15 protein-coding genes are annotated in these 18,218 nt (G+C 70.0%); 7 read left to right on the forward strand and 8 right to left on the reverse strand.

What is annotated here, in order from left to right; genetic code table 11:
- The first annotated feature begins 102 nt into the window (after nucleotides 1-102).
- The gene (sepH, locus tag JWQ91_RS08590; protein ID WP_297782484.1) at nucleotides 103-1,074 is read left to right on the forward strand and encodes a septation protein SepH; all 972 of its coding nucleotides are present in this window, start codon (nucleotides 103-105) and stop codon (nucleotides 1,072-1,074) included.
- Between the two features lie 24 nt (nucleotides 1,075-1,098).
- Here the strand turns inward: sepH and JWQ91_RS08595 are convergent, their stop codons facing one another.
- The gene (locus JWQ91_RS08595) at nucleotides 1,099-1,752 is read right to left on the reverse strand and encodes a thymidine kinase (protein WP_297782486.1); all 654 of its coding nucleotides are present in this window, start codon (nucleotides 1,750-1,752) and stop codon (nucleotides 1,099-1,101) included.
- A gap of 171 nt (nucleotides 1,753-1,923) precedes the next feature.
- On the opposite strand from JWQ91_RS08595, the gene JWQ91_RS08600 reads away from it, so the two are divergent.
- On the forward strand, nucleotides 1,924-3,429 hold the full coding sequence (locus JWQ91_RS08600; RefSeq protein ID WP_297782488.1) for an acetyl-CoA hydrolase/transferase family protein: 1,506 nt from the start codon (nucleotides 1,924-1,926) through the stop codon (nucleotides 3,427-3,429).
- Between the two features lie 9 nt (nucleotides 3,430-3,438).
- On the opposite strand, the gene JWQ91_RS08605 is transcribed toward JWQ91_RS08600, so the two are convergent.
- The 4 genes from JWQ91_RS08605 to JWQ91_RS08620 are packed head-to-tail and all read right to left on the reverse strand — an operon-like array spanning nucleotide 3,439 to nucleotide 8,492.
- On the reverse strand, nucleotides 3,439-4,104 hold the full coding sequence (locus JWQ91_RS08605) for an SDR family NAD(P)-dependent oxidoreductase (protein ID WP_297782490.1): 666 nt from the start codon (nucleotides 4,102-4,104) through the stop codon (nucleotides 3,439-3,441).
- A 28-nt stretch (nucleotides 4,105-4,132) separates the two neighbouring features.
- Nucleotides 4,133-5,236 carry a nucleotide pyrophosphatase/phosphodiesterase family protein gene (locus tag JWQ91_RS08610; protein WP_297782492.1) on the reverse strand — a complete coding sequence of 368 codons (1,104 nt, stop codon included), beginning with the start codon at nucleotides 5,234-5,236 and terminating at the stop codon, nucleotides 4,133-4,135.
- On the reverse strand, nucleotides 5,233-5,799 hold the full coding sequence (locus tag JWQ91_RS08615) for a DUF5998 family protein (RefSeq protein WP_297782494.1): 567 nt from the start codon (nucleotides 5,797-5,799) through the stop codon (nucleotides 5,233-5,235). The genes JWQ91_RS08610 and JWQ91_RS08615 overlap by 4 nt, the downstream gene beginning before the upstream one ends.
- Nucleotides 5,799-8,492: a bifunctional GNAT family N-acetyltransferase/acetate--CoA ligase family protein gene (locus JWQ91_RS08620; RefSeq protein WP_297782496.1), complete on the reverse strand. Its 2,694-nt coding sequence runs from the start codon at nucleotides 8,490-8,492 to the stop codon at nucleotides 5,799-5,801. Before JWQ91_RS08620 ends, JWQ91_RS08615 begins: the two co-directional genes overlap by 1 nt.
- 101 nt (nucleotides 8,493-8,593) lie before the next feature.
- Here JWQ91_RS08620 and JWQ91_RS08625 point away from each other — a divergent pair, with 101 nt between their 5' ends.
- Genes JWQ91_RS08625 through JWQ91_RS08640 form a run of 4 tightly spaced genes read left to right on the forward strand, consistent with a single transcriptional unit; the run spans nucleotide 8,594 to nucleotide 14,058 of the window.
- Nucleotides 8,594-11,074, forward strand: coding sequence for a DNA topoisomerase IV subunit A (locus JWQ91_RS08625; protein ID WP_297782497.1), 2,481 nt, complete (start codon nucleotides 8,594-8,596; stop codon nucleotides 11,072-11,074).
- 4 nt (nucleotides 11,075-11,078) lie between these two features.
- The gene (locus JWQ91_RS08630) at nucleotides 11,079-11,783 is read left to right on the forward strand and encodes an LppX_LprAFG lipoprotein (RefSeq protein ID WP_297782498.1); all 705 of its coding nucleotides are present in this window, start codon (nucleotides 11,079-11,081) and stop codon (nucleotides 11,781-11,783) included.
- 10 nt (nucleotides 11,784-11,793) lie between these two features.
- Nucleotides 11,794-13,533 (forward strand): MFS transporter, encoded by a 1,740-nt coding sequence (locus tag JWQ91_RS08635; RefSeq protein ID WP_297782499.1) that lies wholly within the window; start codon nucleotides 11,794-11,796, stop codon nucleotides 13,531-13,533.
- A gap of 30 nt (nucleotides 13,534-13,563) precedes the next feature.
- A complete protein-coding gene (locus JWQ91_RS08640) occupies nucleotides 13,564-14,058 on the forward strand; it encodes a carbonic anhydrase (RefSeq protein WP_297782501.1) in 495 nt (164 codons plus the stop codon).
- Nucleotides 14,059-14,067: 9 nt separating this feature from the next.
- Here the strand turns inward: JWQ91_RS08640 and JWQ91_RS08645 are convergent, their stop codons facing one another.
- Nucleotides 14,068-16,158, reverse strand: coding sequence for a DNA topoisomerase IV subunit B (locus JWQ91_RS08645; protein ID WP_297782503.1), 2,091 nt, complete (start codon nucleotides 16,156-16,158; stop codon nucleotides 14,068-14,070).
- A gap of 187 nt (nucleotides 16,159-16,345) precedes the next feature.
- On the opposite strand from JWQ91_RS08645, the gene JWQ91_RS08650 reads away from it, so the two are divergent.
- Nucleotides 16,346-16,561, forward strand: a complete 216-nt coding sequence (locus JWQ91_RS08650) for a hypothetical protein (RefSeq protein WP_297782505.1) — start codon at nucleotides 16,346-16,348, stop codon at nucleotides 16,559-16,561.
- Nucleotides 16,562-16,634: 73 nt separating this feature from the next.
- On the opposite strand, the gene JWQ91_RS08655 is transcribed toward JWQ91_RS08650, so the two are convergent.
- Nucleotides 16,635-17,807 (reverse strand): calcium-binding protein, encoded by a 1,173-nt coding sequence (locus JWQ91_RS08655; RefSeq protein ID WP_297782507.1) that lies wholly within the window; start codon nucleotides 17,805-17,807, stop codon nucleotides 16,635-16,637.
- Nucleotides 17,808-17,937: 130 nt separating this feature from the next.
- Nucleotides 17,938-18,218 (reverse strand): sigma-70 family RNA polymerase sigma factor (locus tag JWQ91_RS08660; protein WP_297782509.1); only part of this gene is annotated, 281 nt, incomplete at its 5' end.

Here is an 18,218-nt window from a genome sequence, read left to right on the forward strand (position 1 = left end):
CGTGCGTCGGCGCGTCGCCCGATCCTGGTGCTCGTCCCACCTAATATGAGAGGACGCTCCTGTGTACGCCACGCGGAGCGGCGAGACATCGGAGGCGATGGGATGCGCGATCTCGATCTCGAGGGATTGAGTGGGGACCGACGGTTCCTCGTTGCGCGCGACCTCACATCCGGTGAGCAGTTCCGCATCACGGCCGACCACCGCCTCACTTCCCTGATCGGCAAGACGTCCCAAACCGGGAGCACCTCCGGCCAGTTGGAGATCCGCATGCAAAGTTCACTCAGCCCGCGCGACATCCAGACCCGCATCCGCCGCGGCGAGTCGCCGCAGTCGGTCGCCGACTCCGCCGGCGTGCCGGTCGAGCAGATCTCGGGCTTCGCCGGCCCCGTCCTCGCCGAGCGCGAGTTCATGAGTGAGCAGGCCCGCAAGACCTCGATCCGCCGCAAGCACATCGGTGGCGCCGGCGTGCTGCTCGGCACCCTCGTCGACGAGAACATCGCCTCGTCCGGTGGTGTGCCCGAGGAAGCCGTCTGGGACTCCTGGCGGCGCGAGGACGGTCGCTGGACCGTCGTGGTCACGCCGCACGACCGCACCCATCCCGCGACCTTCCTGTTCGACGTCAAGAGCCGCTATGTCGTCCCCGCGGACGAGTTCGCGCACGATCTCGTGGGGGACGTCGCGCTGCCCGACTCGACCGACATGGCGATCGCCGACGCCGTACGCGCCGAGCGTCGGCCCGAGCCCGCCGCCGGCGAGCCGGACGTCGTTGAGGAGATGATGCTCGACGTCGGGATCGTCGAGGTCGAGGCCCTGGCCGACGACGCCGAGTTCCTCACCGGCGTCTCGTCGCTCAAGAAGGCCCGTGACCGCCGCGCCCTCGAGCAGCTCGCCCTGGGCGAGGCCGAGGAGGCCGAGGCCGCCGCACCCGCCCCGGAGACCGAGGTCGACGACTTCGAGGACTCCCTGGAGGACAATGTCGCGGTCCCCGACACGATGGGCCCCCGCAAGAAACGGCACGAGCGCCGCCGCGTCCCCAGCTGGGACGAGATCATGTTCGGCGACAAGTCGGACTGAGCCGAACGGCAGAGCTCGCTCGGCTCAGTCGAACGGGAGGACGTCGGGCGACATCGCGGCGGCCTTGGCCGTCTCGGCCGTCATCCGGCGTCGGTGGTGCCGGCGGCAGAGGACCTCGTAGCCGACCTGTGGAACGGGCCGCTCCGGGTCGTCGACGTCACCGACGACGATGACCTCGCCCTCGGTGACCATGATCCCGTCCTCGGTGCGCGCGTTGTGGGTCGCCCGCTCACCGCACCAGCACAGTGCCTCTACCTGCAGGGTGTGGACCCGGTCGGCGAGCTCGACCAGCCGGAGGGATCCGGGGAACAGCTGCGTGCGGAAGTCGGTGAGGATCCCGAACGCGAACACGTCGATCGACAGCTCGTCGGTGACCTTGGCCAGCTGGTCGATCTGGTCGACGGTGTAGAACTGCGCCTCGTCGCACACGAAGTAGTCGATCCGGCCACCCTGAGTCAGCTCGTCGACGGTGTACTGCCAGAAGTTGAACTCGTCACTGACCTCGATGGCCTCGACCGCCAGGCCGAGCCGGCTCGACAGGGTCGCCGTGCCGGCGCGATCGTGCGACGTGAACACCCGACCGACCCGGCCGCGGGCACGATGATTATGGTCCATCTGCAGCGCCAGCGTGCTCTTTCCGCAGTCCATCGTGCCGCTGTAGAAGCCGAGCTGTGCCATGTGGTCCCCTCAGTGCGCAACGAAGGATCCCGGTGCCCGGATCCCGCGCCCCATGCTTTCATCGCCGGGGCCGTGCGCCACGAGCCGGGTCGGGGGCGAGATCGGCCGGGGCGCATAATGGCTCGACGGGACGCCCGTGAGGCGCAGCCCGTCCATGCCCACGAGGAGCTCATGAGCCGCATCACCTGCCCGGTCCTCAGCACGATGACCAGCACCGCTGCCGCGGCCGCGGAGCTCATCCGCCCCGGTGACAACGTCGGCTTCAGCGGTTTCACGGGTGCCGGCTATCCCAAGGCGCTCCCGGCGGCCCTGGCCGACCGGATCCGCGCGGCCCACGACGCCGGCGAGGACTTCCGGATCGGCCTGTGGACCGGCGCGTCGACCGCTCCCGACGCCGACGGGGCGCTCGCCGAGGTCGACGGCATCTCGACCCGGCTGCCGTACAGCTCCGACCCGACGCTCCGCAGCCTCATCAACTCCGGCGAGGTCGACTACATCGACGAGCACCTGAGCCACTCCGCGCAGCACATGTGGTTCGGCTTCTACGGGCCGCTCGATGTCGCGGTCGTCGAGGTCACCGCGATCCTGCCGAACGGGGTGCTGGTCCCCAGCACGTCGGTCGGCAACAACAAGACCTGGCTCGACCAGGCCGACAGGGTCATCCTCGAGGTCAACCACTGGCAGCCGCGGGAGCTGGAGGGCTTCCACGACGTCTATTACGGCACCGCGCTGCCGCCGCACCGACGCCCGATCCTGCTGACGTCGCCCATGGAGCGGATCGGTGAGCCCTACCTCCGGGTCGACCCGGACAAGGTCGTCGCGGTCATCGAGACGGACCGGCCCGATCGCAACTCCCCGTTCAGCCCGCCCGACGCGACCTCCGCGGCGATCGCCCACCACGTCCTGGACTTCCTGCGCCACGAGGTGCGGGTCGGGCGCATGCCCAGCACGCTGCTGCCGATCCAGTCCGGTGTGGGCAACGTCGCCAACGCGGTGCTGGCCGATCTCGACGGCAGCGAGTTCACGGGCCTGACGGCCTTCACCGAGGTCATCCAGGACGGGATGCTCGACCTGCTCGACAGCGGGACGCTCGTCTCGGCGTCCGCCACGTCCTTCGGGCTGTCCGATCTCGGTGCAGCCCGGTTCATGGCGAACATCGACGCCTACAAGGGGCGGATCATCCTCCGTAGCGAGGAGATCTCCAACCACCCCGAGCTCGTGCGTCGCCTCGGAGTCATCGCGATGAACGGGATGATCGAGGCCGACATCTACGGCAACGTCAACTCGACGCACATCATGGGCAGCGCCATCATGAACGGGATCGGCGGCAGCGGCGACTTCGCCCGCAACGCCTTCCTCAACTTCTTCCTGTCACCGTCGACCGCCAAGGACGGCGCGATCTCCGCGATCGTGCCGATGGTCAGCCACGTCGACCACACCGAGCACGACGTGCACGTCGTCGTGACCGAGCACGGGCTGGCCGACCTGCGTGGCCTGTCACCACGGGCCCGCGCCCGCCGGGTCATCGCCCAGTGCGCCGACCCACGCTTCCGGGACGCGCTGCTCGACTACGCCGAACGGGCCTGGGCGGCCCACCCGACGGCCCGGCACACGCCGCACCTCCTGGGCGAGGCGCTCAGCTGGCACCAGCGCTACCTCGACACCGGGGCCATGTGACCGGGGCCGTCAGTCGGCGCTGATCTGCTGACGGAACGTGTCACGCCGGGTGTGCAGGTTCCACAGGTGATCGGCCAGCACGGCCGGGTCCTTCTCGTCGTCACCCTCGATGATGCGCCCGCCGATGATGAGCTGGGACACCTGGATCCCCTCCTCCCCCAGCACCTCGTGGAGCAGCTCGGCGTACGCCGCCTGGCCCGCGAAGGCGACCGAGGTCCCCGTGACGTTGCGGCCGGGCGTCACGGCCGAGCCGCCGTTGACGAACAGGATCGTGCCGCGGTTCTCACCGAGGAAGCGCATGCCGGGGATGACCTGGTGCACGGCCGCGACCGGTCCGTAGATCGAGAACTCCACAGGTCCGACGAGGTCGGCCGGCGTCGTCTCGAGGACGGGCCGCATGAAGTCCTTCTGCGGCAGCGGGCTGTACTGCAGGACCTCGATCGGGCCGAGCGTCTCGGTCACCTGCTCGAGCGCAGCGGCGATCGAGGCCGGATCCCGTACGTTCGCGGCGAATCCCTGCGCCTGCACGCCGTCGGCGGTCAGCTCCGCCGCCAGGGCGTCGAGCCGCCCCTGGTGCCGGGAGATCAGCCCGACGGCGAATCCCTCCGCCGCGAATCGACGGGCCACGGCCGCGCCGAGTCCCCTGCCAGCTCCGATGATCGCGATGGAAGTCATGGGGCCGCCGTACCCGATCGTCGTGCGGCTAAGCCGAGACCAGCACCGGGATGCGAAGCTCCGCCTCGGTGATCGAGCCGTGGAAACCGGTCATCTTCATCTCGATGCCGAACTCCCGCGACGAGAACACGCCGAAGTCGCCCAGCGCGGCCACGACGACATCGCCGATCCGGCCGCGGACGTCGGGCGACACGGGGCCGAACCACTCCTCGATGTCGGCGTGCGTACGGACGACGGCGCGGTCGCCCAGCGTCGCCCGCCAGCGCTCCGCGACCTCCTCGGCGGCACCGTCGCGCGTGTAGACGTGACGGAACCGCGCCTCGCCGGCCAGCAGCGTCACGTCGTCGAGCAGGCGGGGCGAGGCGTCGACGTCGAAGCGGTCCTCGAACGGCAGGTCGAGCATCCCGTGATCGGCGGTGACGACCAGGGTCGTGTCGCGCGGCAGCTCGTCGCGCAGCTCCATCAGCTCGGTGTCGATCGTCGTCAGCATCGTCCGCCACTCCTCGGACGTGCAGCCCTTGGAGTGGCCGGTGTGGTCGAGGCGCGACTCGTAGGCGTACGTCACCGAGCGGGGCGCGGACTCGATGACGTCGACCACCACGTCGAGGCGTTCGTAGACCGAGTTGACCCCGTGGAACGGGACCCCGCGCTGGCTGCAGACCGTCAGGCCCGTGCCCTCGAACTTGGCGTCGTTGACCGAGGTCGCGGACACACCGGCCTCGGCGAGACGCTGCAGGACGGTCGGGTGCGGCTGCCAGGCCGTGGGGTCGAGCGGCTGGTCCCACTTCAGCGCGTTGAGCCGCTTGCCGGTCGCCGGGACACGCGACGTGTAGCCCACCATGCCGTGGGCGCCGGCGCGCAGCCCCGTGCCGAGCGACGTCAGGCTCGTCACGGTCGTCGACGGGACACCGCACACGACGTCCTCGACATTCTTCAGCGACGACAGGAACGGGGCAGCGTCGCCGTGCTCGCGCAACAGCTCCAGGCCCATCCCGTCGACCAGGAACACGACGTAGCGGGGGCCATCCGGGAGGCCGAGCGAGTTGTCGAGGCCCGGCACACCGAGCGCGGCCCCCACCGACGGCATCAGCCGGTCGATCGTCGCACGCCCGCCGACACCCGGCGTCGTCATGAGGCCCGGCCGCTGGTCGCAGCCGAGAGGGTACGGGCGAAGGTCAACAGCCGCTCGACCGCGGCACCGCCGTCACCCGCTGCTGCGAGACGCAGCGAGAAGTCGTCACCGGTCAGGCTGCCGGAGTAGCCGTGGTCGGCGTCGCACTCGGGGTCCGAGCACCGGGCCGGCTCCAGCTCGACGCGGGACACCGCGCCCCAGCTGATCGTCAGGACCGCCTCCTCGAGCTGCTTGGACTTCGAGGTCACCATGCGGGTCACGACGACGGAGCGCACCTGGTCGATCCCCACGGCCTCCGAGGTCGTCGACGTGTAGGGCTTGGGGAGCAGGTCGTCACCGGGGTGCTCGTCGGTGTGCACCAGGATCAGCCGGCTCGTCGTCAGGGCCAGCACCGTCATGTGACGGCGGATCTCGTCGCGGTCGAACGTGGGCTCGTGGTGCAGCACGTACCCGGCGACGGGTTCACCGGCCAGCGCGTCGCGCAGGCCGTCCGCCACGATCTCGGGGTAGTAGCCACTCCGGGACACCTCGTCGAAGAGGGCGTCGGTGTGGTCGAGGGTCATCACGTCAGCGTATCTCCCGAGACTGGCGGCTGACTGAGCCGCCGGACGTACCACTCGCCCCGACGGTCGGTCGAGGGCATGACCTTGGCCCGCGCGCTGAGCGCGGTGTATCCCGTGCCGTGGACCGACACGGGCTCGAGGTCGAGCTCGGCGATCTCGGGCAGGTCGTCCTTCATCGCGGCGAGCCGCACGATGATGTCCTGCAGCGCGTCGACGTCGGCGGGCTCGGACCCCCGGTAGCCGTAGAGCAACGGAGCCGATCGCAGGTTGCGGATCATGGCTTCGGCGTCGAGGTCCGTCAGCGGCGGGATGCCGTAGGAGCGGTCCCCCAGCAGCTCGCTGGGTGCACCGGCGAGGCCGAACGACACGAGCGGACCGAACAACGGGTCCTCCGTGACGCTGAACGACACCTGGATGCCCTCCGCCGCGACGCGCTGCACGAAGAACTTGGTGTCCTTGCGCATCCCGGTCCAGCTCGTCAGCTGATCCCACGCCGCACCCATCTCGTCGGCGTTGCGGATGCCGCGCCAGATGTGGGCGATGTCGGGACGGCTGCGCAGGTGCTCGCTGCCGGCCTTGAGGACGACGTCCCAGCCGAGCTTCTCCCCCGCCGCGATCGCCTCCTCGCGGTTGTGGACGTTGATCCACGTCCACAGGTCGATGCCGTAGCAGGCGAGCAGGGCGTGGACCTGGTCGGTCGAGAGGATCGCGCCGCGCGGTGCCGCGGCGAGGACCTGCCGCACCAGCGCCCGGGCGTCGCCCGTGCGGTGGTCCAGCGAGAGGTGGAACTCGCCGTGCTCGCGGGCGGCCCACTCGGCGTAGTTGACGACGCGGGACAGCGCGCGGACCGCGGACTCCGGCGCAGAGTACGACGGCACCGATCCGCGTCCGGCGGAGCCGCCCAGGAGGTCAGGGACTCGCAGCAGCACCGGGACGCCCTCCGTGCCGAGGAATGTCGAGACGATGGGCTTGTCGGACTGCTCACCGATCGCGGCGAGCACGTCGGCGACCTCCTCGCCGGTCGTGTTGAGCGGCGGGATGTAGACCGCGACGAGGGCATCGGTGTCGGTGCTGGCGATCGCCTCGTCGATCGCGACCTCGAAGTCGTCGGCGTTGGCGTTGGCGCCCAGCGACACCGGCTCGTTGACCCGCAGCCCCGAGGCCGCCGCGGCGTCCGCCACGATCAGGGCCACGGCGTCGGAGTTGCCGACGATCGAGATCCGGTTGCCGCGCGGCAGCGGCTGGTGGGCCAGCAGCTGGGCGACGTCGAACATCTCGTCGAGGGTGTCGACCTGGATGACCCCGGCCTGGCGGAACATCGCGTCGACGGCGCTCTGGGGCGCCGAGGTCCGGGCGACCGAGTGGCCGACCGGGACGCCCTGCGTCGACCGGCCGGACTTCACCGCGACGATGGGCTTGGTGCGCGAGACCCGGCGGGCGATGCGGGAGAACTTGCGCGGGTTGCCGATCGACTCCAGGTAGAGCAGGACGACCTCGGTCGCGTCGTCCTCCTGCCAGTACTGCAGCAGGTCGTTGCCCGAGACGTCGGCGCGGTTGCCGGCCGACACGAACGTCGACAGGCCGAGGCCACGACGCGACACCGACTCCAGGATCGCGGTGCCGAGCGCACCGGACTGGCAGAAGAAGCCGACACGACCCTGCGGGGGCATCGCCGGCGACAGCGAGGCGTTGAGCTGCAGGTCGGGGGCCGTGTTGATGAAGCCCAGGCAGTTGGGCCCGATCAGCCGCAGCCCGTAGGACCGGCTCAGGCCCAGCAGCGCCCGCTGGCGCTGGCGCCCCTCCGGCCCCTCCTCGGCGAAGCCGGCGGAGATCACGATGAGCCCGTGGACGCCCTTGGCGGCGCAGTCGAGCACGACGTCGTTGACCGACTCGGCGGGGACCGCGACGATCGCGATGTCGACCTCGCCGGGGATGTCCTGCACGGTCTTGTAGGCCGGGAGCCCCGAGACCGCCTCGGCCTGCGAGTTGACGGCGTAGACGCTGCCGCTGAAGTTGCCGAGGACCAGGTTGCGGACCATCGCCTGGCCGATCGAGTCCTGCCGCCGGCTCGCGCCGATCACGGCGATGCTCCGGGCCCGGAAGATCCGCTCGATCGAGGCGGCCTCGGCGCGCTGCTCGCGGGCCCGCATGACGCCGATCGCCATGTCGGTCGGCTCGATCTGGAACGACAGCCGCTGCACGCCGTCCTCGATCATGCCCTCGACCTGGTAGCCCATCTCGCGGAAGATCTGCTGCATGCGGGCGTTGGACGGCAGCACGTCCGCGATGAACCGCAGGAGACCGCGCTCCCGCCCCGCCTGGGCCAGGTGCTCCAACAGGAGCTGGCCGACACCGCGTCCCTGGTGGGCGTCCTCGACGAGGAACGCGACCTCGGCCTCGTCGTCCGTGATCGCGTCGTAGCGACCGACGCCGATGATCTCCCCGTGCAGCGTCACGACGAACGCGACCCGCCGGTCGTGGTCGACCGTCGTGAAGCGGGCGACGTCCTTGTCCGACAGGCGCGGATAGGGTGCGAAGAACCGGAAGTACTTGGACTCCTCGGACACTCTGGCGTAGAACTCGACGATCAGCGCGGCGTCAGCCGCGCGGATCGGCCGGAGCTGGGCGACGCGGCCGTCCCGGAGCAGGACGTCGGCCTCCCAGTGCTCGACGGCATGCACCTCGCTGGTCACGAGCCCAACCTATCGGGTCGGGTGTCGGCGTGGCGGTGGGAGTCCAGTCGTCGGCGTGGGGAAAAATGGACGCCTGACCAGCGTCTCCAGGAGAGGAAGGCATGGCCCGCAGCAGCAAGCAGGCTCCCGAGGAGGACTTCGAGGAGCACATCGTCGACACCGACGTGAGCGACGAGATGCGATCGAGCTTCCTCGAGTACGCCTACTCGGTCATCTACGCCCGGGCCCTGCCGGACGCGCGCGACGGCCTCAAGCCCGTCCAGCGGCGCATCCTCTACACGATGGACGACCTCAACCTGCGCAGCGACCGGGGCCACGTCAAGAGCGCGCGCGTCGTCGGCGAGGTCATGGGCCGGCTGCACCCCCACGGTGACAGCTCGATCTACGACGCCCTGGTCCGGCTGATCCAGCCGTGGTCGCTGCGCCTCCCGCTGGCCGACGGCCACGGCAACTTCGGCTCGCAGGACGATCCGCCGGCCGCGATGCGTTACACCGAGGTCCGCATGCACGGCGCAGCCGAGGCCATGACCGCCTCGATCAACGAGGACACCGTCGACTTCAAGCCCAACTACGACGGCCGGGAGAACGAGCCGGTCGTGCTGCCGGCCGCCCTGCCCAACCTCCTGGTCAACGGGGCCAGCGGTATCGCGGTGGGCATGGCGACCAACATCGCGCCGCACAACCTGATCGAGGTCGTGCAGGCGCTGCGCCACCTGATCAAGACCCCCAAGGCCGATCTCGACGACCTCATGCGATTCATCCCGGGCCCCGACCTGCCGACCGGCGGCAAGATCGTCGGGCTCGAGGGAGTCCGCGACGCGTACGCGACGGGCAACGGCTCGTTCCGCATGCGCGCCTCGGCCCGGGTCGAGAGCGTCACCCCACGCCGCAAGGGCATCGTCGTGACCGAGCTGCCCTACAACGTCGGCCCCGAGAAGGTCATCGAGGCGATCAAGAAGCTCGTCCAGGCCAAGAAGCTGCAGGGCATCTCCGACATCAAGAACCTGACCGACCGGCACAAGGGCCTGCACCTGGTCATCGAGATCAAGAACGGCTTCATCCCCGAGTCGATCCTCGAGAAGCTCTACAAGAGCACCCCGATGGAGAGCTCGTTCGCGATCAACGCCGTCGCGCTGGTCGAGGGCCAGCCGCGCACGCTGGGCCTCAAGGCGATGCTGGAGGTCTATCTCGAGCACCGCCTCGACGTCGTCCGCCGGCGGACCCAGTTCCGTCGCACCAAGGCCGCCGACCGGCTGCACCTGCTGGAGGGCATGCTGCTCGCGCTGCTCGACATCGACGAGGTCATCCAGCTGGTCCGCGCCAGCGACAACCGTGCGGCCGCCAAGGAGCGGCTCATGACGGTGTTCGACCTGTCCGACCTGCAGGCGACCTACATCCTGGACCTGACGCTCGGCCGGCTCACGCGCTACGACCGGCTCGAGGTCGAGAAGGAGATCGCCGAGCTGCGCAAGATCATCGAGGACCTCGACGCGATCCTCGCCGACGACCGGCTCCTGCGGAAGGTCGTCGGCGACGAGCTCGAGGACATGGCCAAGAAGTTCGGCACCCCCCGCCGCACGGTGCTGCTGGAGTCCTCGGGACAGACCGCGACCGCCGCGTCGCCGCTCGAGGTCGCCGACGACCCGTGCTGGGCGCTGCTGTCGGCCACGGGCCTGCTCGCCCGCACCTCGGACGACTCACCGCTCGGCGACGTCGACCGCCGGGTCAAGCACGACACGATCGTCTCGGCCGTGCGCACGACGGCCCGTGGCGAGATCGGCGTCGTGATGGCCGACGGCCGGGTGCAGCGCATCCAGGTGCTCGAGCTCCCGGCGCTGCCGCCCACCGCGCAGTCCCCCAGCCTGCAGGGCGGCATGCCCGTGCGGGAGCTGCCCAACCTCGACGGCACGGTGCTCGCCCTGACCTCGCTGGCCGCCGACGGACCGGGCCTCGCGCTCGGCACCCGTCAGGGCGTCGTCAAGCGGGTCAGGCCCGAGACGCTGTCCCGCGACTCATGGGACGTCATCTCGCTGGCCGACGGCGACGTCGTCGTCGGCGCGGTCGAGCTGGCCACGGGCGACGAGCAGCTGGCCTTCGTGACGTCCGACGCCCAGCTGCTCTACTTCTCCGCCTCGCTCGTACGTCCGCAGGGCCGTTCGGGCGGCGGTGTCGCCGGCATCAAGCTCGCGGCCGGCCAGCGGGCCGTGTCGTTCGCCGCCGTCAGCGACATCGCGACGGCCCACGTCGTGACGGTCGCCGGCTCCGCCGACGCCCTGCCGGGCACACAGACCGGTGCCGTCAAGGTCAGCCCGCTGTCGATCTACCCGCCCAAGGGAAGGGCCACGGGCGGCGTCCGCTGCCAACGGCTGCTCAAGGGCGAGGACGGCCTCCTGCTGGCCTGGGTCGGCGACGGCGTGCCGATGGCGTGCGCGACGAGTGGCACACCGGTCGAGCTCCCCGCCGTCAGCGACCGGCGTGACGGCTCCGGCGTGCCCGTCTCCCAGCCGATCCTGGCCGTGGCAGGACCCGCCGCGACGCTGCCCAGCGGGCACGAGACGCCGGCTCCCGCCGTGCAAGACTGAGCCCGTGCGTACCCGACTCCTCGTCCTTGCCCTGGTCTCGACCGGTCTCGCCCTCGCCGGCTGCACCGGCTCCTCCGACGACAAGGGGAGCAAGGACGACGGGACCGACCAGCTCGCGGCCCGCCTCGCGACCGCCAAGAAGACGCTGGACGGTGCCGAGACGATCACGATCTCGCTGTCGACGCCGAGCCTCCCGGACGGCATCACCGGCCTGCTGTCGGCGACCGGCAAGGGCAACCACTCCCCAGCGTTCGACGGCACGGTCAAGGTCGTCACGGGCGGAGCGAGCCTGGGCGCCGACGTCATCGCGGTCGACGGCAAGGTCTACGCCAAGACCGGGCTGGCCCCCGTGTTCCTGACGATCGACCCCGCCTCGCTCAAGGCCCCCGATCCCGCCTCGCTGCTCTCCACCGACGACGGGATCACGCAGATCCTGGTCAAGACCCAGCAGCTGGAGGAGGACGGCAGGAGCCGCGACGGCAAGGACATCCTGACGACGATCAAGGGCACCCTGCCCGGTGACGTCGTCCGGACCATCATCCCGTCGGCAGCGGCCGACGAGACGTTCACCGTCGTCTACCGCCTCGACGACGACGACGAGCTGCGCGACGCGACCCTGACCGGCCAGTTCTACCCCAGCGGCGGCAAGGTCACCTACACCGTGTCCCTGGCGACGTCGGACACGCCGGTGACGATCAAGGCTCCCTGAACCGGCACCCGTGACCAGCACCCCGACGATCAGGCCCGCCTCCAAGGTCCTGCTGGGACTCGCCGCTGTCGCGATCTCCTTCGCAGCTGCCGACACGTACGTCGTCGTGCTCGCGCTGCCCAAGATGATGAGCACCGTGGGCCTCGACCTCAACGAGCTGCAGCGCGCCGCGCCGATCGTGTCGGGCTTCCTGCTCGGGTACGTCGCGGTGCTGCCCCTCATCGGGCGCATCTCGGACCTGCGGGGGCGCGTGCCGGTGCTGCTGGGGTCGCTCGCGATCTTCGCCGTGGGATCGATCGTGACAGCCGCGGCCTTCAACCTCGAGACGATCGTCGCCGGGCGGCTCATCCAGGGCATCGGTGGCGGTGGACTGATCCCGCCGACGCTGGCGCTGGTGGCCGACCTGTGGCCGCCGCACAAGCGCGGGCTGCCCCTCGGCGTCGTCGGCGCCGTCCAGGAGCTCGGCAGCGTCCTCGGCCCGCTGTACGGCGCCGCCGTGCTGGCCTTCGGCGACTGGCGCACGATCTTCTGGCTCAACTGCGCGATCGGGCTGGTGCTGGCCGCCGCGATGCTGCCGCTGCGCGACGCCGCCCGGCAGAAGGTCACGAGCGACCGGGCGGACTGGATCGGCGGCGCCCTCGGCGCCCTGGCACTGGCCGGGCTCGCCCTGGTGATGGCGGCACCCACCCGGCTGGTGCAGGACGTCGAGATCGGTCGGGCCTACCTCCCCGTCACGGGCGACTCCCGTTGGCTCACCCCGCTGGCGCTCTTGACGTTCGCGCTGTCCGCCCTGTTCCTGGTGCGGATCCTCACCGCGCGCCACCCCCTGCTCGCGTGGCGGACCTGGCCGGCCCTCGCACGCGAGACCGACGTGTGGGGCGGCCTGCTCCTGACGCTCGGCCTGGGCGCCGTGATCCTGACATTCGCCTCGGCCGATCCCGAGAGCGGCACGGTGTCGCCCGATGCGCCGTGGCTCGTGCCGATCGCCGTCGTCGCATTCGTCGGCTTCGCCATCCGGCAGCGACGCGCCCCCCGGCCGCTGGTCCCCCGCGGCGCCCTGGCCGACCGGGCCGCGTGGGGCTCGCTCGTCGTGTCGTTCTTCATCGGCGCCGCGCTGATCGCCGCGTTGGTCGACATCCCGTTCTTCGCCCGGCTGACCGTCGACCGGGACTCCCAGCTCGACGCCGCGCTGGTCCTCGTGCGATTCCTCGTCGCCCTGCCCGTCGGGGCGGTGCTGGGCGGCTGGCTGCTGCGCCGGGTCCCGGCCAACGTCCTGACGTGCATCGCGATGTTGATGAGCGCAGTGGCGTTCTGGCACATGTCGACGTGGGGGCCGACCTCCCTGGACCACCAGGTCGAGACCCTGTCGCTGGTCCTGGGCGGTCTGGGCTTCGGGCTCGCGATCGCACCGGTCAACTCGGTCCTCCTGGGCCACACCGCGGACGCCGTCCACGGCATCACCTCGGCGCTGCTGATCGTGGCCCGCATGGTCGGGATGCTGCTCGGCATCTCGGCCCTCACCACGATCGGGCTCCAGGCGTTCTACCGCGCGTCCGACCGGATCCCGCCGGCCTCGACGCTCTGCGGCGGGACCGGCAACGACCTCTGCCAGGCCTACAAGGACGCGCTCCGCGACGCCGGCATCACGCAGCTCCACGCGGTCTTCGTCGGGGCCGCCGTCGCGGCGGTGATCGCCGCCGTGCTGGGGCTGGTCCTGCTCCGCAGCCCGTCCGAGCAGCCCCTGGAGTGACGTCGACCGGGGCTGGATACGCTGTTCCCCATGGCTGACTTCGACGACCTCCTCGCCGCCAACCACGCGTACGCCGAGGACTTCACCCTGTCCGGCTTCGACGGCATCGCCCACGCGGGTGTCGCGATGGTGACCTGCATGGACTCGCGCATCGAGCCGCTCGAGATGATCGGACTCCAGGCCGGCGACGCCAAGATCCTGCGCAACCCGGGCGGCCGCGTCACCGACCAGGCGCTGGTGGCCCTCGTGCTCGGGGTCAACCTCCTGCGCGTCAATCGCGTGCTCGTCGTCGAGCACACGCGCTGCGCGATGGCGTCCTCGACGGAGGACGACCTCAAGGGTCGGATCGCCGACAGCTCCGGCTCGGACGCCTCCTGGATGACGCTCGGCGCGATCGTCGACCAGGAGAACACCGTCAGGGCCGATGTCCTGCGGGTCCGTACGCACCCCTTGATCAGCGACGACGTCATCGTCGGCGGATTCATCTACGACGTCGACACGGGCCTGCTGCGGCCCGTCGTCTGACGGCCGCCGTCAGGCGTCGATCTTGTCGGCGTCGATCTCGTAGGCGCCCTGCACGATGAACTCCTTGCGGGGCGGCACCTCGTTGCCCATCAGGAGCTCGAACACCTCGGCCGCGGCCTCGCCGTCGTCGACGGTCAACCGACGCAGCGTGCGGTGGCGCGGGTCCATCGTGGTCTCCGCGAGCTGCCCGGCATCCATCTCGCCGAGGCCCTTGTAGCGCTGGACGGGGTCCTTCCACGCGATGTTCCGGCGCTTGAGCTCGGCGAGCTTGCGCTGCAGCTCGGCGTCCGAATACGTGTAGACGTACTTCTCCTGGCCCTTCTTGGGGCTCGAGAGCTCGATCCGGTGCAGCGGCGGGACGGCGGTGTAGACCCGCCCGGCGTCCACCAGCTCGCGCATGTAGCGGAAGAACAACGTCGCCAGCAGGCAGCGGATGTGCGCCCCGTCGGAGTCGGCGTCGGCCATGAAGATGATCCGGCCGTAGCGGGCGGCGTCGACGTCGAACGTACGCCCGGAGCCGGCGCCGACGACCTGGATGATCGACGAGCACTCGGCGTTCTTGAGCATGTCGCCGATGCTGGCCTTCTGGACGTTGAGGATCTTGCCGCGGATCGGCAGGAGGGCCTGGAACTCCGAGTCCCGGGCCGACTTGGCCGTGCCGAGGGCCGAGTCGCCCTCCACGATGAACAGCTCGGAGCGCTCGACGTCGTTGCTGCGGCAGTCCGCGAGCTTGGCCGGCAGCGCGCTGGACTCGAGCGCGTTCTTGCGGCGCTGGGTGTCGCGCTGCTGGCGGGCCATGATGCGGGTCCGGGACGCGCCCACGACCTTCTCCATGACGATCCGCGCCTTGGCCTTCTGCGCGGCCTTGGTCGAGGTCAGGAACGCCTTGAGCTCGCGGGACACGACCTGGTTGACGATCTTGGTCACCGCGGGCGTGCCGAGGACCTCCTTGGTCTGACCCTCGAACTGCGGCTCGGCCAGCCGGACCGTCACGACCGCGGTCATGCCCTCCAGGACATCGTCCTTGATGACGTCCGGGTCGCCGGACTTGAGCAGCCGGGTCGTCTTGAGCACGTCGTTGAACGTCTTGGTGATGCCGCGCTCGAAGCCGTTGACGTGGGTTCCACCCTTGGGCGTCGCGATGATGTTGACGAACGACTTGACCCCCGTGTCGTAGCCGGTCCCCCAGCGCAGCGCGACGTCGACGCCGAGCTTGCGCTCGATGTCCTGCGGCGTCATGTGTCCCTTGGCGTCCAGCAGCGGCACGGTCTCGGTGAAGACGTCCTCGCCCTGCAGGCGGAGGACCTCGCTGACCGGCTCGTCGGGGGCGAGGAACTCGCAGAACTCCGCGATGCCGCCGTCGTGGCGGAACTTCTCCTCGCTCGGGACGTCACCCCGCTCGTCGCGGATCACGAGCTCGAGACCCGGCACGAGGAACGAGGTCTGGCGCGCCCGGCCGACGAGCTCGTCGTAGGCGAACGTGGCGCCCTTGATGAAGATCTGCGGGTCGGACCAGTAGCGGACCCGGGTGCCGGTCCTGGCCTTGGCGACCTTGCCGATCTTGCGCAGCTCGCTGGTCGGCGTGAAGTCGGCGTCGGGACCCTCGCCGGCGAACACCCCGGGGACTCCTCGACGGAACGACATCGCCCACGTCGCGCCGCCCTTGTCGACCTCGACGTCCAGGCGGGACGACAGCGCGTTGACGACCGAGGCGCCAACGCCGTGCAGGCCGCCGGTCGCGACGTAGGAGCCGCCGCCGAACTTGCCGCCGGCGTGCAGCTTGGTGAAGACGACCTCGACACCCGTCAGGCCGGTCTTCTTCTCGATGTCGACAGGCACGCCGCGCCCCTGGTCCTGCACCTCGACCGAGCCGTCGGCGTTGAGCGCGACCAGGATGTGCGAGCCGTGCCCACCGAGGGCCTCGTCGACGGAGTTGTCGATGATCTCCCACAGGCAGTGCATGAGACCACGCGTGTCGGTCGAGCCGACGTACATGCCGGGGCGTTTGCGGACCGCCTCCAACCCCTCGAGGACGAGGAGGTTCCGGGCGTCGTACGTGCTGTCGATGATGGCTTCCTTTGCGAGTGCGGCTTCGACCAACCCTAGCCAGCGTGGCCATGGACTCCCGTCTGACACGCGGTCCGCCGCGCGCCTGCATCGGTTTGTCCCCGTCAGGGAGTATCTATGTCATAGGTCACCATCCGGCGGACCGCCCGCCACGGAATACCCCTCCGTGGTTGGATGTTGATCAGGACACAACCGCCGATGGCTCAGAGAGAAGGTCACCGTGACAACACTGACAGCCCCCAAGCTGAGCTCGCTCGACCGCTGCGACCGGTGCGGCGCCCAGGCCTACGTTCGCGTGACCCTGGGTGGAGGCGGAGAGCTCATGTTCTGCGCCCACCACGCCCGTCAGCACGAGGACAAGCTCCGCGAGATGTCCGCCTCCATCCATGACGAGAGCGAGCGCCTCGCTCCCTCGGCGCTGGTCGACGAGGTCTGACCTCACCACAGCAAGCATGACGAGAGCCCGCCCGGAAGATCCGGGCGGGCTCTCGTCATGCTCTGCCGCGTCGTCAGGCGTGGATGCGGCGTCGCTCGCCGGCGATCAGGCCCAGCCCGCTCAGGACCAGCAGCAGCCCGCCCGCCGCACCGAGCATGATGTGCTCGGGAGCGCCGGTGTCGGGCAGGACGGCCGAGGTGTAGCCCGCGGTCGTGACGACGTTGTCCGCCGCCGTCGAGGCATTGCCTGTGTTGCCGCTGCCAGTCACCGCACCGCAGCCACCGCGACCCGTGACGGCGATCAGCACGTCGGCGAGAGTCGTGAAGGCAGCATCCGCGCGTGTGACGCCGTACGTCAGGCTGCCCGACCTGGTCGCTGAGAAGGTGAGCTCACCGGTGTCCGCGTCGATCGTGGCGTCGGTGCACCGGTTCGTCTTCTCGATCGAGTAGATCAGCGGGGAGACCTCGGACGTCTCGTCATCGAGCTGCTCGTCGTTGCCCGCGAGGTCGAGGACGCTGACGACGCCGGCTGCGACCGTCACGACGTCATCGACCGCGCAAGCGATGTCCGCGTCCTCGCCACCGAGCAACAGGTCGTCACCCTCGCCACCGCACAGCAGGTCGCTGCCACTGTTGCCGAGCAGCACGTCGTTGCCGCCCTCGCCGTTGAGGACGTCGTCGCCACCGTTGGCGATCGTGTTGCAGAAGATGACGATGCAGAAGCTGTCACCGTCGCCGTAGATCACGTCGTCGCCGTCGCCGCCGTTCAGCACGTCGTCACCGCCGTTGGTGGCGCCGAGGAAATCGAATCCGTCGCCCAGGATCTGGTCGTTGCCGTCGCCGCCGTTGATCGTGTCGTCCCCGCCGTTCACGGTTCCACCCAAGACGGCATCGCCGTCACCGGTCAGGTTGTCGTCCCCGTCGCCGCCATTGATCGTGTCGTTCCCACCGTTCACGGTTCCACCGAAGACGGCATCGCCGTCACCGGTCACCACATCGTCCCCGTCGCCGGAGCTGATCGTGTCGTCTCCGCCGTCCACGGTCGCGCCGCCCACGGCATCGCCGTCACCGGTCACCACGTCGTCCCCGTCGCCAGAGCTGATCTCGTCCGACGCGGGTGTTCCCGTGATGGTGTCGGGGCCGGGGGTCCCGGGGATGTCATCCGCGTGCGCCGCGATCGGGGCGAACATCAAGGTGACGGTGGTCAGAAGTGCCGCTAGTCGCGGCGCCGTGCGGGAGAACTGCATGGGACGCTCCGGTCCGTGGTGGGAGTGTGACGCCCCAACCTCACACATCCACGCGCCGCGCGCGGCCGAAATCCGAAAAACACAGCGCCCGGGCAGGAAGTCTGCCCGGGCGTTGCGAGGTGATGACGGCTCAGTCGAGGTAGTCGCGCAGGACCTGCGAGCGCGAGGGGTGACGCAGCTTGCTCATGGTCTTGGACTCGATCTGACGGATGCGCTCGCGCGTCACGCCGTAGACCTTGCCGATCTCGTCCAGTGTCTTGGGCTGGCCGTCGGTCAGGCCGAACCGCATCGACACGACGCCGGACTCGCGCTCGCTGAGCGTGTCGAGGACGGCGTGCAGCTGCTCCTGCAGGAGCGTGAACGACACGGCGTCGGCCGGGACGATCGCCTCCGAGTCCTCGATCAGGTCGC

It is taken from the genome of Aeromicrobium sp. (genome assembly GCF_025965075.1).
GTDB lineage: Bacteria > Actinomycetota > Actinomycetes > Propionibacteriales > Nocardioidaceae > Aeromicrobium.